Here is a 20521-nt window from a genome sequence, read left to right on the forward strand (position 1 = left end):
TTGAGCAGCGTGATCAACGCACGCGCCGTGCTGCTCGCGCCGACGATCCCCACCTTCGCGCCGGCCAGTTCATGCCCCCGGTACTCGGTCTGCTTTCACCCGCCGCCGCGGACCGCACTGTCGAACCGGGGCAGTCGCCGGGCCAGCGTGAGCATCGACGCCAGGCAGTACTCACCGACCGACCACGCGATCCGCGGACCTGCCGAGAACACCCCGACGCCCTGGTCGAGGATGACCGGATCGATCAGGTTCTTCACCGTGCCCGCGGCATGCGCGACGACCTTCGGACCGTTGCCGTCGGCCCACAGTTCCTTGCCGAGGTGCGGCGTACCCCAGCTGGTCAGCAGCACGTCGGCGCCTTCGGCCAGCAGCGGTACGGCGGCCGGGTCGAGCGCCGGCGGCCTGGCAAGCGAGCCCGGGCCGGTTGTGTGATCGGCGGTGGCCCAGACCACGTCGAAGCGGTCCTCGAGCAGGCGGCGGGTCTCCGGGTCGATCACGTCGGCGGCGCGTTCGGGGGAGATGAGGGCGGCGAGTTTCGGCACCGTGTCGGCTCCTTCGGTGGTCGGTGATCCGACGGTAGGCGCTTTCCGTTATGCCGGTCCAAGCCCATTTACGTATGGACCGATACCGTGCTTGCATGGCCGCCATGGACCTGTCGCTCCAGCAACTTCGTGGATTCGTCGCCGTCGCCGAGGAACTGCACTACGGCCGGGCCGCTCAGCGCCTGAACCTGACCCAGCCGCCGCTGACCCGCCAGATCCAGGGCCTCGAGCGCACACTCGACGTCCGCTTGTTCGACCGCACCGGCCGCGGTGTGCGGCTGACCGCCGCGGGGGGAGTCTTCCTCGAGCACGCGCGCCGGGTGCTAGCACTGCTAGAAGTCGCACCCGAGGCGACCCGGCGTGCTGCGGACGGGACGACCGGGACGCTCCGTCTCGCCTTCACCGCGATCGGCGCGTACGCCGTACTTGCCGACTTCCTGACCATGGTCGGGAAACGGACGCCCGGGGTGACGGCCGAGCTGACCGAGCTGGTGAGCCCGGCGCAGTTCGAGGCGCTGGCGAACCTGGAGATCGACATCGGCCTGGTGCGCCCGCCGATCCCGGCGCAGTTCGAATCGTTGCTGGTCCACTCGGAGGACCTGGTCCTCGCCGTACCCGCCTCGCATCCGCTGGCGCCCGGCGACGGGACGGTTTCGCTGGTGGACGTGACCGACGACTACATCGGGTACAGCCCGGAGGGATCGCAGTACCTGCACGACATCTGTGCGGCGATGATCGGCATGGATCGCTACGCGGTCAGCCAGTTGGCGTCGCAGGTGCCCACGATGCTCGCGTTGGTCCGCGCCGGCCTCGGCTGCGCGTTGATCCCGCGCTCGATCATGGCGATGGGTGTCGAAGGCGTCCGCTACCGCGAACTGGACGCGGCCGACGCGCACTCGGTCACCCTGCACGCCTGCTGGAGCCCCGACAACCCCAACCCGGCCCTGCAGCGCCTGGCCGAATCCCTGCGGCTCGATCCGCGCCTCACGACTTGACTTAGAGCGAACTCTAATTCGTAGGCTCGACGGCATGAGTGCACAACACAAGATCGGCTCGGGTTTCGGGCACGACAGCACCGCGGACGACGTCCTCGCCGGGATCGACCTGACCGGCAAGCTGGCGATCGTCACCGGTGGATATTCCGGTCTCGGTCTGGAGACCACCAAGGCGCTGGCGAAGGCCGGCGCGCACGTCGTCGTACCGGCGCGGCGACCGGACGCGGCGCGGGACGTTCTCGGCGAGCTCGCTGAGGTCGACGAGCTGGATCTGGGCTCGTTGGAGAGTGTGAAGGCGTTCGCGGAGCGGTTTCTGGCGTCGGGCCGGTCGGTGGACATCGTGATCGACAACGCGGCGATCATGGCGTCACCGGAGACGCGGGTCGGACCGGGATGGGAGGCACAGTTCGCGACCAACCACCTGGGACACTTCGCGCTGGTGAACCGGCTGTGGCCGGCGATCGCGGCCGGCGGCGGCGCACGGGTCGTCTCGGTGTCGTCGACCGGGCACCGGCGGTCGGACATCCGGTGGGACGACCTCGAGTTCCGGCTGGGGTACGACAAGTGGGAGGCGTACGGGCAGGCGAAGACGGCCAACGTGCTGTTCGCCGTCCAGCTCGATGCCCTCGGCAAGGATTCCGGCGTACGGGCGTTCGCGCTGCATCCTGGCGGGATCCTGACTCCGCTGCAGCGACACCTCGACAAGCAGGAGATGGTCGACTTCGGCTGGATCGACGAGGACGGCAATCCACTGAACCCGGCGTTCAAGAGCCCGGAGCAGGGCGCCGCGACGCAGGTGTGGGCGGCGACGTCGCCGCAGCTCGAGGGGCTCGGCGGCGTGTTCCTCGAGGACTGCGAGGTCGCCGAGGTGTCGACCGACGACGCGCCGGGAGTACGCCCGTACGCGATCGACCCGGCGTCGGCCGAGCGGCTGTGGACGGTCTCGGCGCAGCTCACCGGAGTGAACGCGTTCGGCTAAGCTGACGCGGTTCTCAAGGAGTTCGGTGTCTGTCTCGTCTTCTGCTGTGGAGCTCGGCCTCGTCGTCGAGCGGTTGCGCGCGTCCGGGTGTGTGTTCGCCGAGGAGGAAGCTGCGCTGATCGCCGAGACCGCGCGGGACGCGGCCGAGCTCGCAGCGATGGTCGACCGGCGGGTTGCCGGATCGCCGTTGGAGTACGTCGTCGGCTGGGCGTCGTTCCGCGGGCTGCGGATCGCTGTCGATCCCGGCGTGTTCATCCCACGTCGCCGTACCGAGTTCCTGGTCGCCGAAGCGCTGCGGGTCACCGTCGCGGGCTCGGTCGTGGTGGACCTCGGCTGTGGCTCCGGTGCCCTGGGCGCCGCGGTCGCGGCCGAGCGCGAGGTGGCGCTGTACGCCGCTGACATCGAGTCGGCCGCGGTGCGATGCGCACGCCGGAACCTGGAGCCGTTTGGCGGGACGGTCTATCAGGGCGACCTGTTCGCGGCGTTGCCGGAACGGTTGCGCGGTGAGGTCGACGTACTGCTGGCGAATGTTCCGTACGTGCCGACCGACGAGATCCGGCTGCTTCCACCGGAGGCGCGGCTGTACGAGCCGCGCGTCACGCTGGACGGCGGACCCGACGGCCTGGCGATCCTTCGTCGCGTGGTCGCCGGCGCCGCGGAGTGGCTCAAGCCCGGCGGTCGCCTGTTCGTCGAGATGAGCGACCGCCAGGCACCGATCGCACGAGCAGTGATGATTGAACACGGCCTGGACGCCGAGATCACCACAGACGAGGACCTCGGCGCCAACGTCGTGCACGGCCTCAAACCCGGCGCTGTACGTGGAGTAGATACTCCCGGCGGTTGAGGGGGTCGTGGTCGGTGCGCGGGCGTTCCGGGATCGGGCCGGTCACCGGTTGGTAGCGCTCGAAGGCCGACTCCAGGATCCCCTCGCCGCGAGTGAGGGCGGGGAGTTGTTGCTCGAGTTCGTACACGGCGGCCGCGGGGATTTCTCCTTCCAGGGTTGAGATTTCTGCGGCCAGCGCCGGTACCTGGGGGATCGCCCGGAGCCGGGCGAGGGCCGCGAGTACGGCGCGGGTCGTGTCGGTCGGGATCTCCAGCCGGAAGCGGTGCATCGGCTCGTGCACCGTCGTACCTGCTTCCTGGAGCGCGGTCATCAGGACCAGCGGGGTGAGGAACCGGAAGTCGCCGGCCGTGCTGGACATGCTCTTGTCGAACACGGCGTGGGCGTGACTCTGGCGGGCGGAATACCCCGAGTGCGTCATCATCACGCGGGCGTCGGGGATCTCCCAGCCGTGGATCCCCTGGTGCAGGGTTTCGCGCACGGTTTCCTCGACGGCCTTGATGAACGCGTACGGCATCGAGCCGAGTTCGACCTCCAGCTCGAAGCTGACACCGGCGTTGACCGGTGCCGCTTCGACGCGGAGCCCGACGGTCGCGAGGAACGGGTTCGCGTCCTTCTTGTTGAACTCGACCGCCTGTCCGGTCCCGGCGATCCGCTCGATGCAGATCGTGGTCGTCTCACGGAAGTCGACCTCGATCCCGAAGTCGGTCGCCAGCGTGGACTCGATGACCTCCTTCTGCACCTCGCCGTACAGGGAAACGTAGGTTTCCTGGCGCAGGTCGTCCTGGCGGAGGTTGATCAGCGGGTCCTGCTCCGCCAGTTGGGTGAGCGCGACGCGGAGATTGCCCTTGTCGGAGCGCTTCCGCGGAGTGATCACCGTTTCGAGCGTGGGCGGGGAGAACGCCGGTGCGGAAACAATGTGTCGTTCCGTGCCGGAAACGTTCCGGAAATCGGTCAGGCTGTCGCCGATGCGGATTTCCGCGAGGCCCCAGAAACGGCCGATCTGGCCGGCGCGGATCGTCGCCGCGGGGCCTTCGCCGACGACCTCGAGCGCGGTGATCTTCCCGTCGGTGTCGCCGTACCGCACGCGTTCGCGGACCTGGGCCGTGCCGGAGAACATCCGTACGTAGGCGATCTTCTCGCCGGCCGGACCGCGCTCGACCTTGAACACAGTGCCGTCGAGCGGTACGCCGGTGGTGCGGGCGCGGGGGAGCAGCTCCCGGATGCCGTCGGCGAGTGCTTCCGTGCCCGCGCCGGTGATCGCGGACCCGAAGTACACAGGGTGGACGATCGCCTGATGCGTCTGGGCAATGAGTGCCTCGTGCAACGACAGTGGCTCGTTGTCGACGTACCGCTGCAGGAGCGCGTCGTCGTGCCTGGTGAGGACCTCCAGCAGGACGTCCTCCTGCACGATCGGTTTGAACGTCGCCTCGGGTGTGCCGAGGTACGCCGCCTCGCCCATCGGGACGATCTGCCGGGTGAGTTTCGCGGCGGTCTGCTCCAGTACGCCGTCGTACTGCGCGCCGGGGCGATCGAGCTTGTTGACGAAGATGAGGGTGGGGATGCGCAGACGTTGGAGGGTGCGCATGAGTACGCGCGTCTGCGCCTGGACACCCTCGACCGCCGAGACGACCAGGACCGCGCCGTCGAGCACGCTCAGCGCGCGCTCCACCTCGGCGATGAAGTCCGGGTGCCCCGGGGTGTCGATCAGGTTGATGCCGACGTCGCCGATCGTGAACGCCGCGACGGCGGACTTGATCGTGATCCCGCGCTGCCGTTCGAGCGCGAGCGAGTCGGTCTGGGTACTTCCGTCGTCGACGCTGCCGACCTCGTCGATGACTCCGGCCGCGTACAGCAGCCGCTCGGTCAGGCTGGTCTTTCCGGCGTCAACATGCGCCAGGATCCCGAGATTCAGTACTTCCACGCCGCTTCATGTCCTTAGAACAGGTGCCATCGGTCTCCGCAACAGCCATGAAGCGAGGTCGCATGACGGACTCCTTTACAAGACACCTGTTCGTTCGTACGCCCCGAGTACACCAATCCTCTCCACCCCCGACCAAACCATTTAGCTCCCACCTACAACGACTCGTAGGCTGACTCGGATGCTCGATCCCATCGCCCTCGCGACACCACACGTCGGCGCCGTCCTCCAAGCGAGGCCGGTGAACGGCTTCGTCGGCAATCAGACGTTTCGTCTGGAGACGCGGGACGGCGTCTACTACCTGAAGGCCGGCCCGACGGTCGCGGACGAGGCCGATGCGTGTCGCCGCGCCCGGTCGGTCGGTGTACCCGCGCCTGAGGTGGTTGCGTCGCCTGCGGAGTACGTGATCATGCGGGAGCTTCCTGGCGGGCCGCTCGCCGCAGACTCACCAGACCTCGGCGCGGTGCTGCGGACAGTTGGGGAGCGCATCCGACGTGTGCACACGATCGTTGACGTGTCGGCATCCTGGGCGGATCGGTTGTGGAAGGTGCTGGACGGGCTGGATGTGTTGCCGGATGGGCTCGCGGCGCGTGTTCGGGCGGTGGTGCCGGGGTTCGTCGAGTATGTGGCGGGGGTGACGCCTGCCTTGCTGCACGGGGATCTGCATCTGCGGCACGTGTACGCCGAGGGTCCCGAGCTGACCGGCATCCTCGACTGGGGCGACGCGACGTACGGCGATCCACTGTTCGATCTCGCCCGGTTGTCCATGGCCGGGCCGGAGGTCACCGCCGCGTTCCTGGCGGGGTACGGCGTCGTCGACGCACCGGCCCGGACGCTCTCGATGTACCGCGCGCTGTGGTCACTGATCGCGCTGCAAGCAGAGCACGCAGCAGGCGGCGACTGGATTCAGCCGCATCTCGGCACGATCGCGCGGGAGATCGGTTGATGAGAGCTCAGGTGCGATCCCGGATGCCAGGTTGTCAGGGAACCAGACTGACATGGCGATGGGCTGAGAAGGCTGCAACCTTTGACCGATCCTCAGCAGGATCGGCAGCGTTGTCCCGCCGCCAGAAGGCAATATCGCTGCGCAGACGCGCACGGATCAGCGATATCAGATCAGTCGGCGAAGGGTCAGGAATGGATCTCAGTTGATGAGGGTGCCGAGGGGGGTGCCGTTGAGGATGGCGGAGGCGGCGCCGGGGCGGTCTATGTCGAAGACGTGCAGGGGGAGGTGGTGGTCGCGGGCGAGGATGAAGGCGGCCTGGTCCATCACGCCGAGGCCGCGGTCGATGACCTCGGCGTACGTGAGGTGGTCGAACCGCCGCGCGTCGGGGTGCTTGTTCGGGTCGGCGTCGTACACGCCGTCGGTGCCGTTCTTCGCGACCAGTAGCGCGTCCGCCTCCAGCTCGACGGCACGCTGCACCGACGGGTAGTCGGTGGTGGTGAACGGCTGCCCGTTGCCGCAGGCAAGCAGTACGATCGAGCCCTTCTCCAGGTGCCGGAGCGCGCGCAGCCGGATGTACGGCTCGGCCAGGTTGTCGATCGGGATCGCGGTCATCAGCCGTACGCCGTGCGCCCCGAGCGCCGCGAGCCGCCCACGTAGCAGCACCGCGTTGATGACAGTGCCGAGCATCCCGATGTTGTCCGCCTCGACCCGGTCGATGCCCCAATCGTCCGCGCGATTGCCCCGGAACACGTTCCCGCCGCCGACGACGACCGCGACCTGGACGCCGGTGGCGCGCAGCGCGATCACCTCAGTCGCGAGATGGGTGAGCCGGTCGCTGGCGAAACCGAATTCGTTCGGGCCGGCGATCGCCTGGCCGGACAGCTTGAGGACGAGCCTGCGGTACATGCCGCTCCGTTCTGAAGGCGGGAGGCACGTCCGAATGCGGCGTACCGACAGCAGATGTATCACGGGGCGGTTCCGCTGGGGGCGGTGGTCTGTGAAGCTGGCGGGGTGACCGAGTTCAAGGGGCGGGATCTGGCCGGGGCGCGATTCGAGCAGTCGATGCTTCGGGGCGCGGTGTTCCGGGACGTCGATCTCAGCGGCGCGTCCTTCGACGACGTGGACCTGAGCGGTACGACGATCCGCAACGCCCGACTGGTGGACGTGTCGCTCGACGGCGACATCAGCAACCTGACGGTCTGGGGCATCGACGTAGTACCGCTGGTCGACGCGGAGCTCAACCGCCTGTACCCGGGCCGCGAGCGGATGCGCCCGACCGATGCCGACGGCTACCGCGAGGCCTGGGATCTGCTCGAACAGCTGTGGTCGGAGACGGTGACGAAGGCCCGTCGGTTGCCGCCGGAGCTGCTGCACGAGTCGGTGGACGGCGAGTGGTCGTTCATCGAGACACTCCGCCACCTCGTGTTCGCCACTGATGCCTGGGTACGTCGTGCAGTCCTCGGCGTACCCGAGCCGTGGCACCCCCTGGACCTGCCTCACGACGAGATGCACGACACCCCACCCGTGCCACGCGACCGCGCTGCTCGTCCCTCGCTCGACGAGGTACTCGATCTACGGGCCGATCGGATGACGACGGTACGAACGGTCCTCGCCGACCTCACCGACGACCAGTTGACCGAGCAGACGACGCCCGTCCCGGAGCCTGGCTACCCGGCGTCCGAGAGCTATGCGGTCAGCAGGTGCCTGGGCGCGATCCTCAGTGAGGAGTTCGAGCACCGCCGGTACGCCGAGCGTGATCTCGCGACCCTGCAGGCGAGAACTGTCGGTGCGGAGTCCTAGCCTCGATTCATGGTGCCCGAGACCGGACTGCAGGACTGGCGAAAGCTCGCGCAGAAGTTGCACGCGAGATTCGTGATCGACGCCTATGCCGACGGCGCGCGCTTCGTGGCGGCAGTGGGGGAGGCCTGTCAGGACGCCGGACCTGAGGTGCGGCTCGGGGCGTCCTTCGTGGACGTCGCCACTCGCGACGCGCAGTTGGCCGGACGGATCAGCGCGATCGCGGCGGAGCACGGTCTGACCGCCGACCCGACGGCCGTGGCGCAACTGGAGATCGGCTTGGACACGGCGGATCTCGTCGAGCTCGGTCCGTTCTGGGCCGCGGTGCTCACCGGCAGCACGGAATCCTTCACGGGCAACGACATCCTCGATCCGACGGGCCGCGTCGCCAGCTTGTGGTTCCAGGGCACGACACCGGACGAGACGCCCCGCCAGCGGTTCCATCTCGACCTCTGGCTGCCGCTGGAGGTCGTTCCGGGAAGGATCGAGGCGGCGCTCGCCGCCGGCGGCAAGGTCGTGTACGACGAGGAGGCGCCGGCGTTCATCGTGCTCGCGGATCCCCAGGGCAACAAGGTCTGCCTGTGTACGTCGGAAGGCCGCTAAACCGCGAGCGCGGTACGGCGTGCTCTGTTACATTCGTGCTGAATCGAGGAGGTGTGTGATGGCTTGCAAGGTTATCCGGTTCCGCGCCATTCCCTCCTCGACTGCTGCCCGCTGACAGGCTGACAGCTCTTCCCGGACCGATTGGTGCGTCGCGGCGTCTGGCCGCGGATCACGTGCGCCCTCGAACAGGTGCGCACTCCGTGCCGATCGAACCGGAGATCCCTCATGTCCTCCGTGGACATTCAGCTGCATGCTGCCCTCGCACGCGCCGTCGCCGGCGTGCCGCATCACGAACTCCGCGGCCGCGTCGCCGCGCTCTCACACCGCTACCGGGCCGAACAGGTCGCCGACACCGCCCCGGGGATCCGCGACGCGCTCGATGCCCTCGCGTACGCCGTCGTACGAATGCCGGCCACCTTCCGCGCCCTCCAGACCGCGCTCTCGACCGTGGAGCATGAGCCCAGCACCCATGTGGACCTCGGCGGCGGAACCGGCGCCGCAGCCTGGGCCGCCGCCGCGCTCTGGCCCTCAGTCACCACCGAGATCGTCGAACGCCAACCCGCCGCGATCCGCCTCGGCCGGCAACTTGCCGCAGGCAACTTCTCGCCCGACTGGCGCTGGACGACCGCCGACCTCCGCGACTGGACCTCACCGACCACAGTCGACCTCGTCACCATCGGCTACGTGCTGAACGAGCTGACCGATGAGACCCGCCGCGACGTCATCCGCGCCGCAGCACAGTCGGCGAAAACGATCGTCGTCGTCGAACCGGGCACGCCGAGCGCTCACCGCCGTACTCTCGCGGCCCGAGACCTCCTGATCGAGCAGGGATTCACGATCACAGCGCCCTGCCCGCATCAGGGACCGTGCCCGGTCGACTGGTGTCACTTCGCCGCACGCCTGCCGCGCACCGAACTCCACCGCCTCCTCAAGGACGGCACCCGCAACTACGAGGACGAGAAGTTCACGTACGTCGTCGCAACCCGCCTCCCGACCCACCCGAAGCCGGCGCGGGTGATCGCCCGGCCGGGCAGGGCGAAGAACCGGGTCGTGCTCGAGCTGTGTACGTCGACGGGCACAGCGCAGCAGGTCGTCGTACCGAAGTCATCGGAGGCGTATCGCGCTGCGCGCCGTACGAGTTGGGGTGACGCCTGGCCTCCGGGTTCGTAAGGTGCCGCGATCCGGTCGCCGAAAATCACCTGTGCCCGCGCGTATCGGCTGGCAGCATGTCGGACATGGCCGACATGCTGCCGGGTGGGTTCGACCGTGGTGCCGCGCTGGTCGACGGGACCGTTCGCCGTACGGCGGGACCGTGGACGTCGGCCGTGCATGCGCTGCTCGCGCATCTCGATCTGGTGGGCTTCGAGGGTGCACCACGTCCGCTGGGTTTCGACGCCGACGGCCGCGAGATGCTGACGTTCCTGGCCGGAGAGACAGTCGGACAGGCGCGGCCGTGGCCCAGCTGGACGCACAGCGACGATGCCCTGGGCGACGTCGCCGGTTGGCTCCGGCGCTACCACGCTGCGGTCGCGGATTTCGTCCCGCCCAGTTCGTCGTACTGGCGCGAGGGCGGCGCATGGGAACCCGGGCAGGTCATCGCCCACAACGACGCGGCGCCCTACAACGCCGTGTGGAGTGCTGATGGCCTCGTGGGCTTCGTCGATTGGGACATGGCCGGGCCGATGCCGGCGGAGCTCGACGCAGCCTGGGTCGCCTTCTCCTGGGTTCCACTCCATGCCCCACACGTGGTGATCGCCGAAGGCTTCACCGATCTGCCAAGCCGGCCTCGGCGTCTGGAACTCTTCCTCCGTAGCTACGACTGGCATGGCATGACCAAGGACTTCCTCGACCTGATCGCCACTCGCCTGACGCGTCAACTGGCGATCATGGCGAACAACGCAACTGCCGGCGATGCCACCTACCAACAGATGCTCACGCACGGCCGCCACCACGACCTCGAGATCGCCCTGAACGAACTTCAGGACGCGGCCCTCGCACCGTAGGCCGGCCTGCTCGGCGTGAAGTCAGGCGTCGAGGAAGGTGGTGACGGTGTCGAGGACCAGGGGAGTGCGGGCGAGGCCGGTGAAGTGCGTCGTACCGGGGAAGATCGCCAGTTGCGACGCGGGGACACCGACGAAGTCGCCGTTGACGTCGCCGCCGCGGAGCTGGTGGAAGCGGACGGCGTGCTCGAGCTTGACCGCGTCGGAGTCGCCGAACGTCAGCAGCGTCGGCGCCTCGATACCGCGGATGTCGTCGTCGCTCCAGCCGCTGGTGCCGCGGTCGTAGCTGCCGAGCTTGTCGAGCAGCGTCTGCAGGTGCTCGTGATCGGGGTGCGGCGACTTCGCCAGGTAGTCGGCCTCCATCGGCGTACCGGCGATCATCTCCACCTTCATCGAGCCGACCGCCTGCGCGTTCTCCTCCCGGTCGCCGGAAGGGCTGAACGAGACCGACGAGATGACCGCCTTCCGGACCAGCTCCGGGTACTCGATCGCGAGGTACAGGGCGACTGCGCCGCCGACGCTGAACCCGAACAGGTCAGCCTTCGGTACGTCGAGACGCGCGAGCAGCGCCACCACGTCCGAAGCCAGCTCCGCCGTACCGAGCGGGCGGTCGATGTCGTTGGTGTAGCCGTGTCCCTGGAAGTCGGCGGCGATGACCTTCCGCCCGGCCGACAGCCCTTCGAGCAGTTCGCCGAACTGGAGGTCGATGTTGAACAGTCCGCCGTGCAGCAGCACCAACGGCGTACCGCCCTCGCCGTGCACCTCGTAGTACATGCGCAGCCCGTTGACGTCGGCGTACCCAGTCTGCTTGCTCACGGTTCTCCCACCAGTAGACAAAACGGATGCCCCGCTGGATCTGCCAGGACGAACAGCGGCTCGTCGTCGTCGGCGCTGCGGTCGGACAACAGCCGCGCACCGAGCTCCTCGGCCCGCCGCCGATGCCGATGGAGTTCGTCCACCGACAGTACGGCGTAGTCGAGGTGCATCTGCATCGGCACGTCGGGCGACGGCCACGTCGACGGCGTCAACTCGTCCACCTGCTGGATCGCCAGCTGACGATTCCCTTCCTCGTCAACGAGCACAAGCCAACTGGCATCGTCCTCGACACCGTCCGCCGGCGGCTCGTCCCCCGCCCGGTACCGCAACCCGAGCAACACCCGATAAAACTCAGCCAGCCCCCGCCCATCGGTCGTATCGAGCGCGGTATGCATCCGCCGCGGGTAGGTGTCCATGGCGGTAACCCTAGTCAGTCTCTGGGTTTGGGGAAGTGGTGCGGAACGAGCGTCGGTAGGTGTTCGGGGGTACGCCGACTACGCGTTGGAAGTGGCGGCGGAGGGTGGTGGCTGTTCCTAGGCCGGTGGCAGAGGCAACCTTTTCGATGCCGTCGTCGGTGGACTCGAGGAGTTGCTGCGCGCGGCGGACGCGCTGGGTCAGGAGCCATTGGAGAGGCGTCTGGCCGGTGACCGAGCGGAACTGCCGGCCGAGGTGTCGCGGGCTGGTGTTGGCCCGCCTCGCCAGGTCCGTGACGGTCAACGGCTGGTCCAGGCGCTCTTGCGCCCAGGCCAGCAACTGCGCGAGCGAGTGATCCCCGTTGACCTGCAGCGGCGTCGCCACGAACTGCGCTTGCCCACCAGCCCGATGCGGCGGTACGACGAGACGCCGGGCAACCGTGTTCGCGATCGTGGCGCCGTGGTCGAGATGGATCAGATGCAGACACAGGTCGACCGCCGCCGCCTTCCCCGCCGCGGTCAGCACGTTGCCGTTGTCTGTGTAGAGCACGTCCGGATCCACAACAGCCTCCGGATACCGCGCGCTCAGTACGTCGGTGTGCGCCCAGTGCGTCGTGGCCCGCCGGCCGTCGAGAAGCCCGGCCGCACCGAGGACGAACGCGCCGGTACACAACGACGCCACCCGCGCCCCGGCCTCGTACGCTGCCCGTACCGCATCCGCCAGTTCACCCGGCACCGGCTCGTCGACGTCCGCGAGCGCCGGCACCAGCACGGTGTCCGCCCGCGTGATCGCATCGAGAGGCTCGTTCGGCTCGACCATGAACGGCCCGACCTGTACCGGATGCGGTCCGCACAGGCGTACGTCGTACCACTCGTCGACGCCGAGCGGTGGATTGCCGAAGATCTCGTACGCGATCCCGAGCTCGAAATGGAGCAGGTGCCCGGCGGCGGCGAGCGCTACGGTGTGCATGTCCGAAAGTGTACGGATGGTGTCGTTCCGGACTCTCACGGCGGCCTGGGGAAACCGGCGAGACTCGTCGCATGAACGCAATCGTGGTGTACGGCGCCACCGGTCACACCGGCCGCTTCGTCGTCGAGGAACTCCTCCGGCAGAACCTTCCCATCGCTGTCTCCGGACGCAACGCAGCGGCCCTCACTGCGCAGTGGGGCGACCTCGACGTCCGCGCGGCCGCTGTCGACGACCCGCACGCCCTCGACCTCGCCTTGAAGAACGCTGCGGCCGTGATCAATGCCGCCGGGCCGTTCGCCGCCACCGCCGATCCGATCATCGACGCGGCCGCCCGCGCAGGCATCCCGTACGTCGACGTCGCGGCCGAGCTCGAGGCCAATGTCTCGACGTTCGCCAGGCAGAGCGCTCTACCGGTGGTCCCGGCGATGGCGTTCTACGGCGGACTCGGCGACCTGCTGACGACCGTGGCGCTGGGGGAGCGGACCAGCGCTGACGAGGTGCACGTGGCTTACGGGCTGAGCAGTTGGCACCCCACGCCCGGCACACGCGCCGCCGGTCAGGTTTCGCACGATCGGCGGAACGGGCAGCGCGTTCGGTTCAGCGGCGGGCGCCTGCAATACCACCAGGACCCGGCGGTCCAGGAGAACTGGACGTTTCCGGATCCGCTCGGCCGGCGCCGCGTGATCGCCGAGTTCACGATGGCCGACGTGATCACGATCCCGACGCACATCGCCGTACCCGAGGTCCGCACGTACATGACCCTCGAGGCCGCCGGTGATCTCGCGGATTCGGAAACGCCGGCGCCTGCTGCCGTCGACGAGCTGGGCCGGTCGGACCAGACGTTCGTGGTGGATGTCCGGGTGCGGACCGGCGGCGAGGAGCGGCGGGCGACGGCAACCGGGCAGGACATTTACGCGATTTCGGCGCCGCTCGCGGTCGGCGCGGTACGCCGGATCCTCGCCGGTGAGACGCGTTCCTCGGGGGTGGCATCCGCGGGCGCGATGTTCGACGCCGTCGAGTTCCTCAAGGATTTACCGCTGACGCTCGACCTGCCGTAACTCGCTTTCCTGCGGGAGAATGTTGGGCCCCTGCTGTGTTCAACGCCCACGAACAGCTGGAGGCCGCCTACCATGCCCAGCATCCCCCTGCCCCACAGCGATCTGCCCCACAGCGATCTGTCCCGCCGTGATCTCCTCCGGCTGACCGCAGCCGGTGCGGTCGCGGGAACGGCGGGGAGCGCTCTGTCCGCGTTCCCGGCGTACGCCGCTGACATCGACTACACGGCGCGCAAGACGTTCGACGACTGGGATCGGCTGTTCCAGGAAGGTGGTCCCGGGCAGCCCGATCAGCCGAACGACAACACGAACCGGGACGGCCGGTCCGGCATGCTCGCCTGGAGTCAGTCGTACGTGCTGCTCGGTCTGGTCCGCATGTACGAGAAATACCGCGACACCTACTACCTGGACCGCCTCATCGACAACGTCGACCAGGTGCTCGCCGTCCGCGACAGCGAACGCGGTGTCACCGACTACCGCGGTCTCTCGCTGCCCGCCTGGCGAGCCGACCACCCATACACGACCGGCTACGCAACCCTTGCCGACGGCAACGGTCAGCCGCTGCTCGACCTCCGCGAGGCGCTGTCGTACGCCGAGGACACCACGGTCACGGTCACCGCCGGGACCCGCCCGGACACGTTCACCGTCCAGCTCGTCAACACGTTCGTGAACCGCGCCGTCACGCTCTCCGACCTCTCCCTGGATCCGGCGAGCCCTGATTACGCCGTGAACCGGATCTACGCAGCCGCCCCGGGGCCGCTCCAGCTCACCGCTGCCGATCGACGGCCGACTCCGCGCGCAGGCGACGTACCGCGGCTGGGTGCCTACGAGATGCACTGCAAGCCGGTGATCTTCGCCGTGCACACCGGGATGATCACGTACCCGATTGCGAGCTTCGTCCGGCTCGTGGCCGGCTCCCCGGTTCTCCGCCGGCGCTACCAGCGGAAGGCGGCCGAGTACCTCATGGCGTGCCGCGAGGCGGTCGCCGTGCACGACTGGGAGTACGACGAGGAGGGCGGTCACCTGATCTGGCCGAAGGCCCAGCCGCTCGCGTACGACGGGTGCGAGCAGCCGATCAACCAGTCGGTCGGTCTCGGGCAGACGCTGATCGAGCTCGCGCTGGCAACCGGAGACAGCGAATACCGACGGAAGGTCGCCGCGATGGGTCGGATGCTGGCCGGCCAACTCACGGTGGACGCGGGGGACGCCTACCAGTGGCATTACTGGCCGGCGGGCGGCCGCATCTACGAGGGATTCACGAAGACGGGAAATCCGGAGGGCGATGTATCGATCTTCACGCCGTCGGGTGGCCCGGCGCGGCAGTTCGAGGACATCAGCCACGGCGCGATCGACGTCGAGTTCGCCGTACGGGCGTTCCGGGCGCGGCTCGCGTTCACCGGCCGGGACATGGAGCGGCTCGCGCGCACGTTCACCCAGAACGTCGCGGCGACCGACGCCGACGACCTCCCCGCCGTACACACGACCGTCGCCGGTACGGCGATCGGCGCGGCCTCGGTCGCCCATCAGGCGCCGCGCTGGATGCAGGTGAGCCCGTGGAACCCGCAGGTCCACGCACACTGTCTCGCGCTCTACAACCGCTACCAGCCAACACCGGAGCGCGACGGGCAACAAGCGATCGGCTTCGGCTGGCTACTGGCCAACGTCGCCTATCTCAACTGGGGAGCCCGATAGCCGCGCCGCCGGGCGCTGACCCACGTACTTGTTAGCGGCGCGGGTGACTTCGCTCGGCTGACATGGCAGGATTCCTACGGTGAGTAGCGGTACGACGGAGGAACAGCGCCTGCAGGACCTGGCGCGGCTGCGCCGTGTGAAGGACCGGATCGACCGGGAGTACGCGCAGCCGCTGGATGTCGAGGCGCTGGCGCGTGGCGCGCACATGTCGTCCGGGCACCTCAGCCGTGAGTTCAAGCGCGCTTACGGAGAGTCGCCGTACGGGTATCTGATGACCCGGCGGATCGAGCGGGCGATGATGCTGCTGCGACGCGGCGGAATGAGCGTCACCGACGTCTGCTTCGCCGTCGGCTGTCAGTCGCTGGGCACGTTCAGCACCCGGTTCACCGAGCTGGTCGGGATGCCGCCGAGCGCCTACAAGGAGCGCGCCGGCGACGCCACGCTCGGCATCCCGTCGTGTGTCGCCAAACAGGTGACGCGACCGATCAGGAATCGAGAAGCATCTCCGACCTCCGGCAGCTAGGTTGACGCCCATGGAGATCAAGATTCTCGCCAGCTTCCTGCCGCACACCGACCCCGAGGAGTCGCTGAAGTTCTACCGCGACATCCTCGGCTTCGAGGTCCGCACCGACGTCGGGTACGGCGGCATGCGCTGGATCACCGTCGGCCCGCCCGGCCAGCCCGACACGGGGATCGTGCTCTGCCCGCCGTTCGCGGACCCCGGTATCACCGAGGACGAGCGCCGTACGATCGGCGAGATGATGGCGAAGGGCACGTACGCCACGGTGGTGCTCCAGACCGACGACATCGACGGTCTGTTCGAGCGGCTGCAGGCGACCGACGCCGAGGTGATCCAGGAACCGGTGGACCAGCCGTACGGCGTCCGCGACTGCGCGTTCCGCGACCCGGCCGGTAACCACATCCGAATCAACCAGGCATCCTGAGCCCCTTCGCCGAGAGGTAAGACATGAGCCGCGCCGACCACGTTGCCGACAGCCACGACCTGATCCGGGTGACCGGGGCTCGGGTGAACAACCTGAAGGACATCAGCGTCGAGATCCCGAAGCGCCGGCTGACCGCGTTCACCGGGGTGTCCGGGTCGGGCAAGAGTTCGCTCGTGTTCGGCACCATCGCGGCGGAGTCGCAGCGGCTGATCAACGAGACGTACAGCGCGTTCGTCCAGGGCTTCATGCCGAACCAGGCCCGCCCGGAGGTCGACGTACTCGAGGGCCTGACCACCGCGATCATCGTGGACCAGGAGCGGATGGGCGCGAACCCGCGCTCCACCGTCGGCACGGCGACCGACGCGAACGCGATGCTCCGGATCCTGTTCAGCCGGATCGCGAAACCGCACGCCGGCCCGCCGACGGCGTACTCGTTCAACGTCCCGAAGCGGACCGCGACCGGTTCGATGACCGCGGACAAGGGCGCCGGGGAGAAGAAGGTCGTCCGCGAGGCCGTGTACGCCGGCGGCATGTGCCCGCGCTGCGAGGGCATGGGCTCGGTGACGGACTTCGACCTGACCGCGCTGTACGACGAGAACAAGTCGCTGAACGAGGGCGCGCTGACGATCCCCGGCTACAGCATGGACGGCTGGTACGGGCGGATCTTCCGCGGTTCCGGGTACTTCAACCCGGACAAGCCGATCAAGAAGTACACCAAGAAGGAACTGCACGACCTGCTGTACCGGGAAGCGACCAAGATCAAGGTCGAGGGCATCAACCTCACCTACACCGGCATCATCCCGGCGATCCAGCGGTCGTTCCTGTCCAAGGACGTGGACGCGATGCAGCCGCACATCCGCGCGTTCGTCGAGCGGGCGGTGACGTTCACGATCTGCCCGGACTGCGACGGGACCCGGCTCGGCGCCGAGGCGCGGGCCTCGAAGATCAAGGGCAAGAACATCGCGGACCTGTGCGCGATGCAGATCACCGACCTGGCCGCGTGGATCCGCGAGCTGAAGGAGCCGTCGGTCGCCCCGCTGCTGAAGGCGCTGGGCGACGCGCTCGACTCGTTCGTCGACATCGGCCTCGGCTACCTGTCGCTGGAGCGGCCGGCCGGCACGCTGTCCGGCGGTGAGGCGCAGCGGACGAAGATGATCCGCCACCTCGGGTCGTCGCTGACCGACGTCACGTACGTGTTCGACGAGCCGACGATCGGCCTGCACCCGCACGACATCCAGCGGATGAACGAGTTGCTGCTGCAGCTGCGCGACAAGGGCAACACGGTTCTCGTCGTCGAGCACAAGCCGGAGACGATCGCGATCGCGGACCACGTGATCGATCTCGGTCCCGGCGCGGGCTCCGGCGGTGGCGAGGTGGTGTTCGAGGGGCCTCTGGACAAGCTGCGGACGAGCGGGACGCTCACCGGACGGCACCTCGACTACCGGGTCTCGGTGAAGTCGTCGGTGCGATCGCCGTCCGGCGCGCTCGAGGTGCGCGGCGCCTCGACGAACAACCTGCAGGACGTGGATGTCGACGTACCGCTCGGCGTCCTGGTGGTAGTGACCGGGGTCGCCGGGTCGGGGAAGAGTTCGCTGATCCAGGGGTCGGTCGCGGATCGCGAGGGCGTGGTGGCGATCGATCAGGCCGCGATCCGCGGGTCGCGGCGGAGCAATCCGGCGACGTACACGGGGCTGCTGGAGCCGATCCGGAAGGCGTTCGCGAAGGCCAACGGGGTGAAGCCGGCGCTGTTCAGCGCGAACTCCGAGGGCGCGTGCCCGGCGTGCAAGGGCGCGGGCGTGATCTACACCGAGCTCGGCGTGATGGCGACCGTCGAGGCGCCGTGCGAGGAGTGCGAGGGTCGTCGCTTCCAGGCGGCCGTGCTGGAGTACACGTTCGGCGGGAAGAACATCGCCGAGGTGCTCGCGATGCCGGTCTCGGAGGCGTTGACGTACTTCGCCGACGGTGAGGCGAAGACGCCGGCCGCGGAGAAGATCCTGGAGCGGCTGGCGGACGTCGGGCTCGGGTACCTGTCGCTCGGGCAGCCGTTGACCACGCTCTCCGGCGGTGAGCGGCAGCGGCTGAAGCTCGCGACGCACATGGGGGAGAAGGGCGGCATTCTCGTCCTCGACGAGCCGACGACCGGCCTGCACCTGGCCGATGTCGAGCAGCTCCTCGCTCTGCTGGACCGCCTGGTCGACTCCGGCAAGTCGGTCATCGTCATCGAGCACCACCAGGCCGTCATGGCCCACGCCGACTGGATCATCGACCTCGGCCCCGGCGCCGGCCACGACGGGGGCAAGGTCGTCTTCGAAGGCACCCCGGCCGACCTCATCAAAAAGCCGAAAACCCTGACCGGCAAACACCTCGCGGAGTACGTCGCCTGACGCTGCCGCAACTGATCAGGAATCGAGAAGCACCCGGAAGCGGTGCGGAATAGCGTGAGAGTCACTGAACGTCAGGGGCAACCGCCCCAGAGAATTGGAGACGAAATGACTGGCACGCAAGGCGTCAACACGATCCTGCACCCCGTGACCGACCTCGAGAAGGCCACGCCGGTGTACGCCGCTCTGCTCGGGGTCGAGCCGATGGCCGACTCGCCGTACTACGTCGGGTTCGAGGCCGAAGGCCAGCAGATCGGGCTGGTCCCGAACAGCGACATGACCTCGCCGATCGCGTACTGGCACGTGACCGACATCGAGGCCAAGATCAAGGAGATCACCGAGGCCGGCGGTGCCCTCAAGGACGCCCCGAAGGACGTCGGCGCCGGGCGGCTCGTCGCCACCCTCACGGATCCCGACGGCAACGTTCTCGGCATTCTCCAGGACCCGTCCTGATCATGTGCCACGTCCCCGAGGAGTACCGCGCGGCGCTGTTCGGCGTACGCCGTCAGCCGGAGGAGGCCGCCGGCGTCGAGGAAATCCCCGTGTGCGTGGACGAGCAGCTGGGGCATGATCTGGTCCATGGGCGACCCGATCCGGCACGTGCTGTTCGACGCTGACGGCGTACTGCAGGATCTTCCTGGCGGTTGGTACGCGGCCATGGAGCCGTATCTCGGCGATCGGGCCCGGGACTTCCTCCACGAGACCTGGTCCGATGAGCTGCCGATGCTCGCCGGGCGTGGTGACTACCTGCCGGTGCTCGCGGCGTCGCTGGAGAAGTACGGCGTGAGCACACCGGCGACCGAGGTGTACGACACGGTGTGGAAGAACATCGTGCTGATCGAGGAGTCACTCGACATCGTGCGGACCCTGAAGCGGAACGGGTACGGCGTACACCTCGGCACCAACCAGGAGTGCTACCGCGGCGCGCACATGCGAGAGGTCCTCGGGTACGACGACCTGTTCGACGTCAGCTGCTACTCGTACGACCTCGGCGTCGCGAAACCCGACCCGGCCTTCTTCACGCGCGCCGCGGAGCGCATCGGCGCCGACGCGGACTCGATCTTGTTCATCGACGACACGGCCAAGAACATCACCGGCGCCCGCACCGCCGGCCTGCACGCCGAACAATGGGACTTCACCCAGGGCCACGCCGCCCTCCGCACCGTCTTCACACGCCACGGCATTACGGCTGCTTAGGTCACTCGACGACGATTTCGACCGGGATGTTGCCGTCGGTGGCGCGGGAGTAGGGGCAGATGTTGTGGGCTGCTTCGATCAGTTTGCGACCGGGCTCGCCGTGGAGGTGGTCGGGGAGCTCGATCCGCAGTACGGCGGCCAGGGTGAACCTCTGACCGGTCGGGACGAGGCTGATCTCCGCGGTGACCGCGATGTCCTTGGCGTCGAGGTTCTGGGTCTGGCCGATGCGGTCCAGGACCGTGGAGAAGCAGGCGGCCCAGCCCGCGGCGAGCAGCTGTTCGGGGTTGAGGCCGTCGCCGGTGCCGCCGAGCTCCTTCGGCAGGGCGAGTCGGACGTCCAGTTGCCCGTCGGCGGTGACGGCGCGGGCGTCGCGCCCGGACGAGGTCGCTACTGCTGTGTAGGTGGGGTTCATGCGGACAACGATCCGGG

Annotated in this window: 22 protein-coding genes; 15 read left to right on the plus strand and 7 right to left on the minus strand. The window is 68.3% G+C overall.

Annotated features, from left to right (window positions below; translation table 11 throughout):
* Positions 1-95: 95 nt before the first annotated feature.
* Positions 96-542: a hypothetical protein gene (locus EV651_RS38855; RefSeq protein WP_202870726.1), complete on the minus strand. Its 447-nt coding sequence runs from the start codon at positions 540-542 to the stop codon at positions 96-98.
* A gap of 95 nt (positions 543-637) precedes the next feature.
* Between EV651_RS38855 and EV651_RS38860 the strand changes: the two genes are divergently transcribed.
* The 3 genes from EV651_RS38860 to EV651_RS38870 are packed head-to-tail and all read left to right on the plus strand — an operon-like array spanning position 638 to position 3360.
* Complete coding sequence (locus EV651_RS38860) at positions 638-1537, plus strand: LysR family transcriptional regulator (RefSeq protein ID WP_238157483.1); 900 nt, start codon at positions 638-640, stop codon at positions 1535-1537.
* A 34-nt stretch (positions 1538-1571) separates the two neighbouring features.
* Positions 1572-2516 (plus strand): SDR family NAD(P)-dependent oxidoreductase, encoded by a 945-nt coding sequence (locus EV651_RS38865; protein WP_133790830.1) that lies wholly within the window; start codon positions 1572-1574, stop codon positions 2514-2516.
* Between the two features lie 25 nt (positions 2517-2541).
* Positions 2542-3360, plus strand: coding sequence for a putative protein N(5)-glutamine methyltransferase (locus tag EV651_RS38870; RefSeq protein WP_133790832.1), 819 nt, complete (start codon positions 2542-2544; stop codon positions 3358-3360).
* On the opposite strand, the gene EV651_RS38875 is transcribed toward EV651_RS38870, so the two are convergent.
* Entirely contained in the window at positions 3317-5281 is a 1965-nt protein-coding gene (locus tag EV651_RS38875; protein WP_133790834.1) for a translation factor GTPase family protein, read from the minus strand. The two genes, EV651_RS38870 and EV651_RS38875, sit on opposite strands and share 44 nt — an antisense overlap.
* A 178-nt stretch (positions 5282-5459) precedes the next feature.
* Between EV651_RS38875 and EV651_RS38880 the strand changes: the two genes are divergently transcribed.
* A complete protein-coding gene (locus tag EV651_RS38880; protein WP_133790836.1) occupies positions 5460-6224 on the plus strand; it encodes a phosphotransferase family protein in 765 nt (254 codons plus the stop codon).
* Between the two features lie 198 nt (positions 6225-6422).
* On the opposite strand, the gene pyrH is transcribed toward EV651_RS38880, so the two are convergent.
* Entirely contained in the window at positions 6423-7130 is a 708-nt protein-coding gene (gene pyrH, locus EV651_RS38885; RefSeq protein ID WP_133790839.1) for a UMP kinase, read from the minus strand.
* 105 nt (positions 7131-7235) lie between these two features.
* Here pyrH and EV651_RS38890 point away from each other — a divergent pair, with 105 nt between their 5' ends.
* From EV651_RS38890 to EV651_RS38905, 4 genes are all read left to right on the plus strand, one after another.
* Positions 7236-8024, plus strand: coding sequence for a DinB family protein (locus EV651_RS38890; protein ID WP_202870727.1), 789 nt, complete (start codon positions 7236-7238; stop codon positions 8022-8024).
* Positions 8025-8033: 9 nt separating this feature from the next.
* Positions 8034-8624 carry a VOC family protein gene (locus EV651_RS38895; protein WP_133790842.1) on the plus strand — a complete coding sequence of 197 codons (591 nt, stop codon included), beginning with the start codon at positions 8034-8036 and terminating at the stop codon, positions 8622-8624.
* A 225-nt stretch (positions 8625-8849) separates the two neighbouring features.
* Positions 8850-9794 (plus strand): small ribosomal subunit Rsm22 family protein, encoded by a 945-nt coding sequence (locus EV651_RS38900; protein ID WP_133790844.1) that lies wholly within the window; start codon positions 8850-8852, stop codon positions 9792-9794.
* Between the two features lie 65 nt (positions 9795-9859).
* Positions 9860-10627, plus strand: a complete 768-nt coding sequence (locus tag EV651_RS38905) for a phosphotransferase (protein ID WP_238157484.1) — start codon at positions 9860-9862, stop codon at positions 10625-10627.
* Positions 10628-10648: 21 nt separating this feature from the next.
* Here the strand turns inward: EV651_RS38905 and EV651_RS38910 are convergent, their stop codons facing one another.
* Genes EV651_RS38910 through EV651_RS38920 form a run of 3 tightly spaced genes read right to left on the minus strand, consistent with a single transcriptional unit; the run spans position 10649 to position 12823 of the window.
* Positions 10649-11440, minus strand: coding sequence for an alpha/beta fold hydrolase (locus tag EV651_RS38910; RefSeq protein ID WP_238157485.1), 792 nt, complete (start codon positions 11438-11440; stop codon positions 10649-10651).
* On the minus strand, positions 11437-11856 hold the full coding sequence (locus EV651_RS38915) for a VOC family protein (RefSeq protein ID WP_133790848.1): 420 nt from the start codon (positions 11854-11856) through the stop codon (positions 11437-11439). The genes EV651_RS38910 and EV651_RS38915 overlap by 4 nt, the downstream gene beginning before the upstream one ends.
* A 10-nt stretch (positions 11857-11866) precedes the next feature.
* Positions 11867-12823 (minus strand): helix-turn-helix domain-containing protein, encoded by a 957-nt coding sequence (locus tag EV651_RS38920; RefSeq protein ID WP_133790850.1) that lies wholly within the window; start codon positions 12821-12823, stop codon positions 11867-11869.
* A gap of 71 nt (positions 12824-12894) precedes the next feature.
* Between EV651_RS38920 and EV651_RS38925 the strand changes: the two genes are divergently transcribed.
* The 7 genes from EV651_RS38925 to EV651_RS38955 all read left to right on the plus strand — a co-directional run bounded on the left by EV651_RS38925 (position 12895) and on the right by EV651_RS38955 (position 20092).
* On the plus strand, positions 12895-13881 hold the full coding sequence (locus EV651_RS38925) for a saccharopine dehydrogenase NADP-binding domain-containing protein (protein ID WP_133790851.1): 987 nt from the start codon (positions 12895-12897) through the stop codon (positions 13879-13881).
* 72 nt (positions 13882-13953) lie between these two features.
* Positions 13954-15570, plus strand: a complete 1617-nt coding sequence (locus EV651_RS38930) for a hypothetical protein (RefSeq protein WP_133790853.1) — start codon at positions 13954-13956, stop codon at positions 15568-15570.
* 79 nt (positions 15571-15649) lie between these two features.
* Positions 15650-16093 (plus strand): helix-turn-helix transcriptional regulator, encoded by a 444-nt coding sequence (locus EV651_RS38935; RefSeq protein WP_133790855.1) that lies wholly within the window; start codon positions 15650-15652, stop codon positions 16091-16093.
* Between the two features lie 10 nt (positions 16094-16103).
* Positions 16104-16514, plus strand: a complete 411-nt coding sequence (locus EV651_RS38940; protein ID WP_130385673.1) for a VOC family protein — start codon at positions 16104-16106, stop codon at positions 16512-16514.
* A 23-nt stretch (positions 16515-16537) separates the two neighbouring features.
* On the plus strand, positions 16538-18898 hold the full coding sequence (locus EV651_RS38945; RefSeq protein WP_133790857.1) for an excinuclease ABC subunit UvrA: 2361 nt from the start codon (positions 16538-16540) through the stop codon (positions 18896-18898).
* A 105-nt stretch (positions 18899-19003) separates the two neighbouring features.
* Positions 19004-19348, plus strand: coding sequence for a VOC family protein (locus tag EV651_RS38950; RefSeq protein ID WP_133790859.1), 345 nt, complete (start codon positions 19004-19006; stop codon positions 19346-19348).
* Between the two features lie 114 nt (positions 19349-19462).
* A complete protein-coding gene (locus EV651_RS38955; protein ID WP_238157486.1) occupies positions 19463-20092 on the plus strand; it encodes an HAD family hydrolase in 630 nt (209 codons plus the stop codon).
* 1 nt (position 20093) lies between these two features.
* Here the strand turns inward: EV651_RS38955 and EV651_RS38960 are convergent, their stop codons facing one another.
* Positions 20094-20504 carry an Ohr family peroxiredoxin gene (locus EV651_RS38960; RefSeq protein ID WP_133790860.1) on the minus strand — a complete coding sequence of 137 codons (411 nt, stop codon included), beginning with the start codon at positions 20502-20504 and terminating at the stop codon, positions 20094-20096.
* Between the last annotated feature and the right edge of the window lie 17 nt (positions 20505-20521).

The organism is Kribbella sp. VKM Ac-2571 (assembly GCF_004362255.1).
In the GTDB taxonomy this organism is placed as follows: Bacteria; Actinomycetota; Actinomycetes; order Propionibacteriales; family Kribbellaceae; genus Kribbella; species Kribbella pratensis.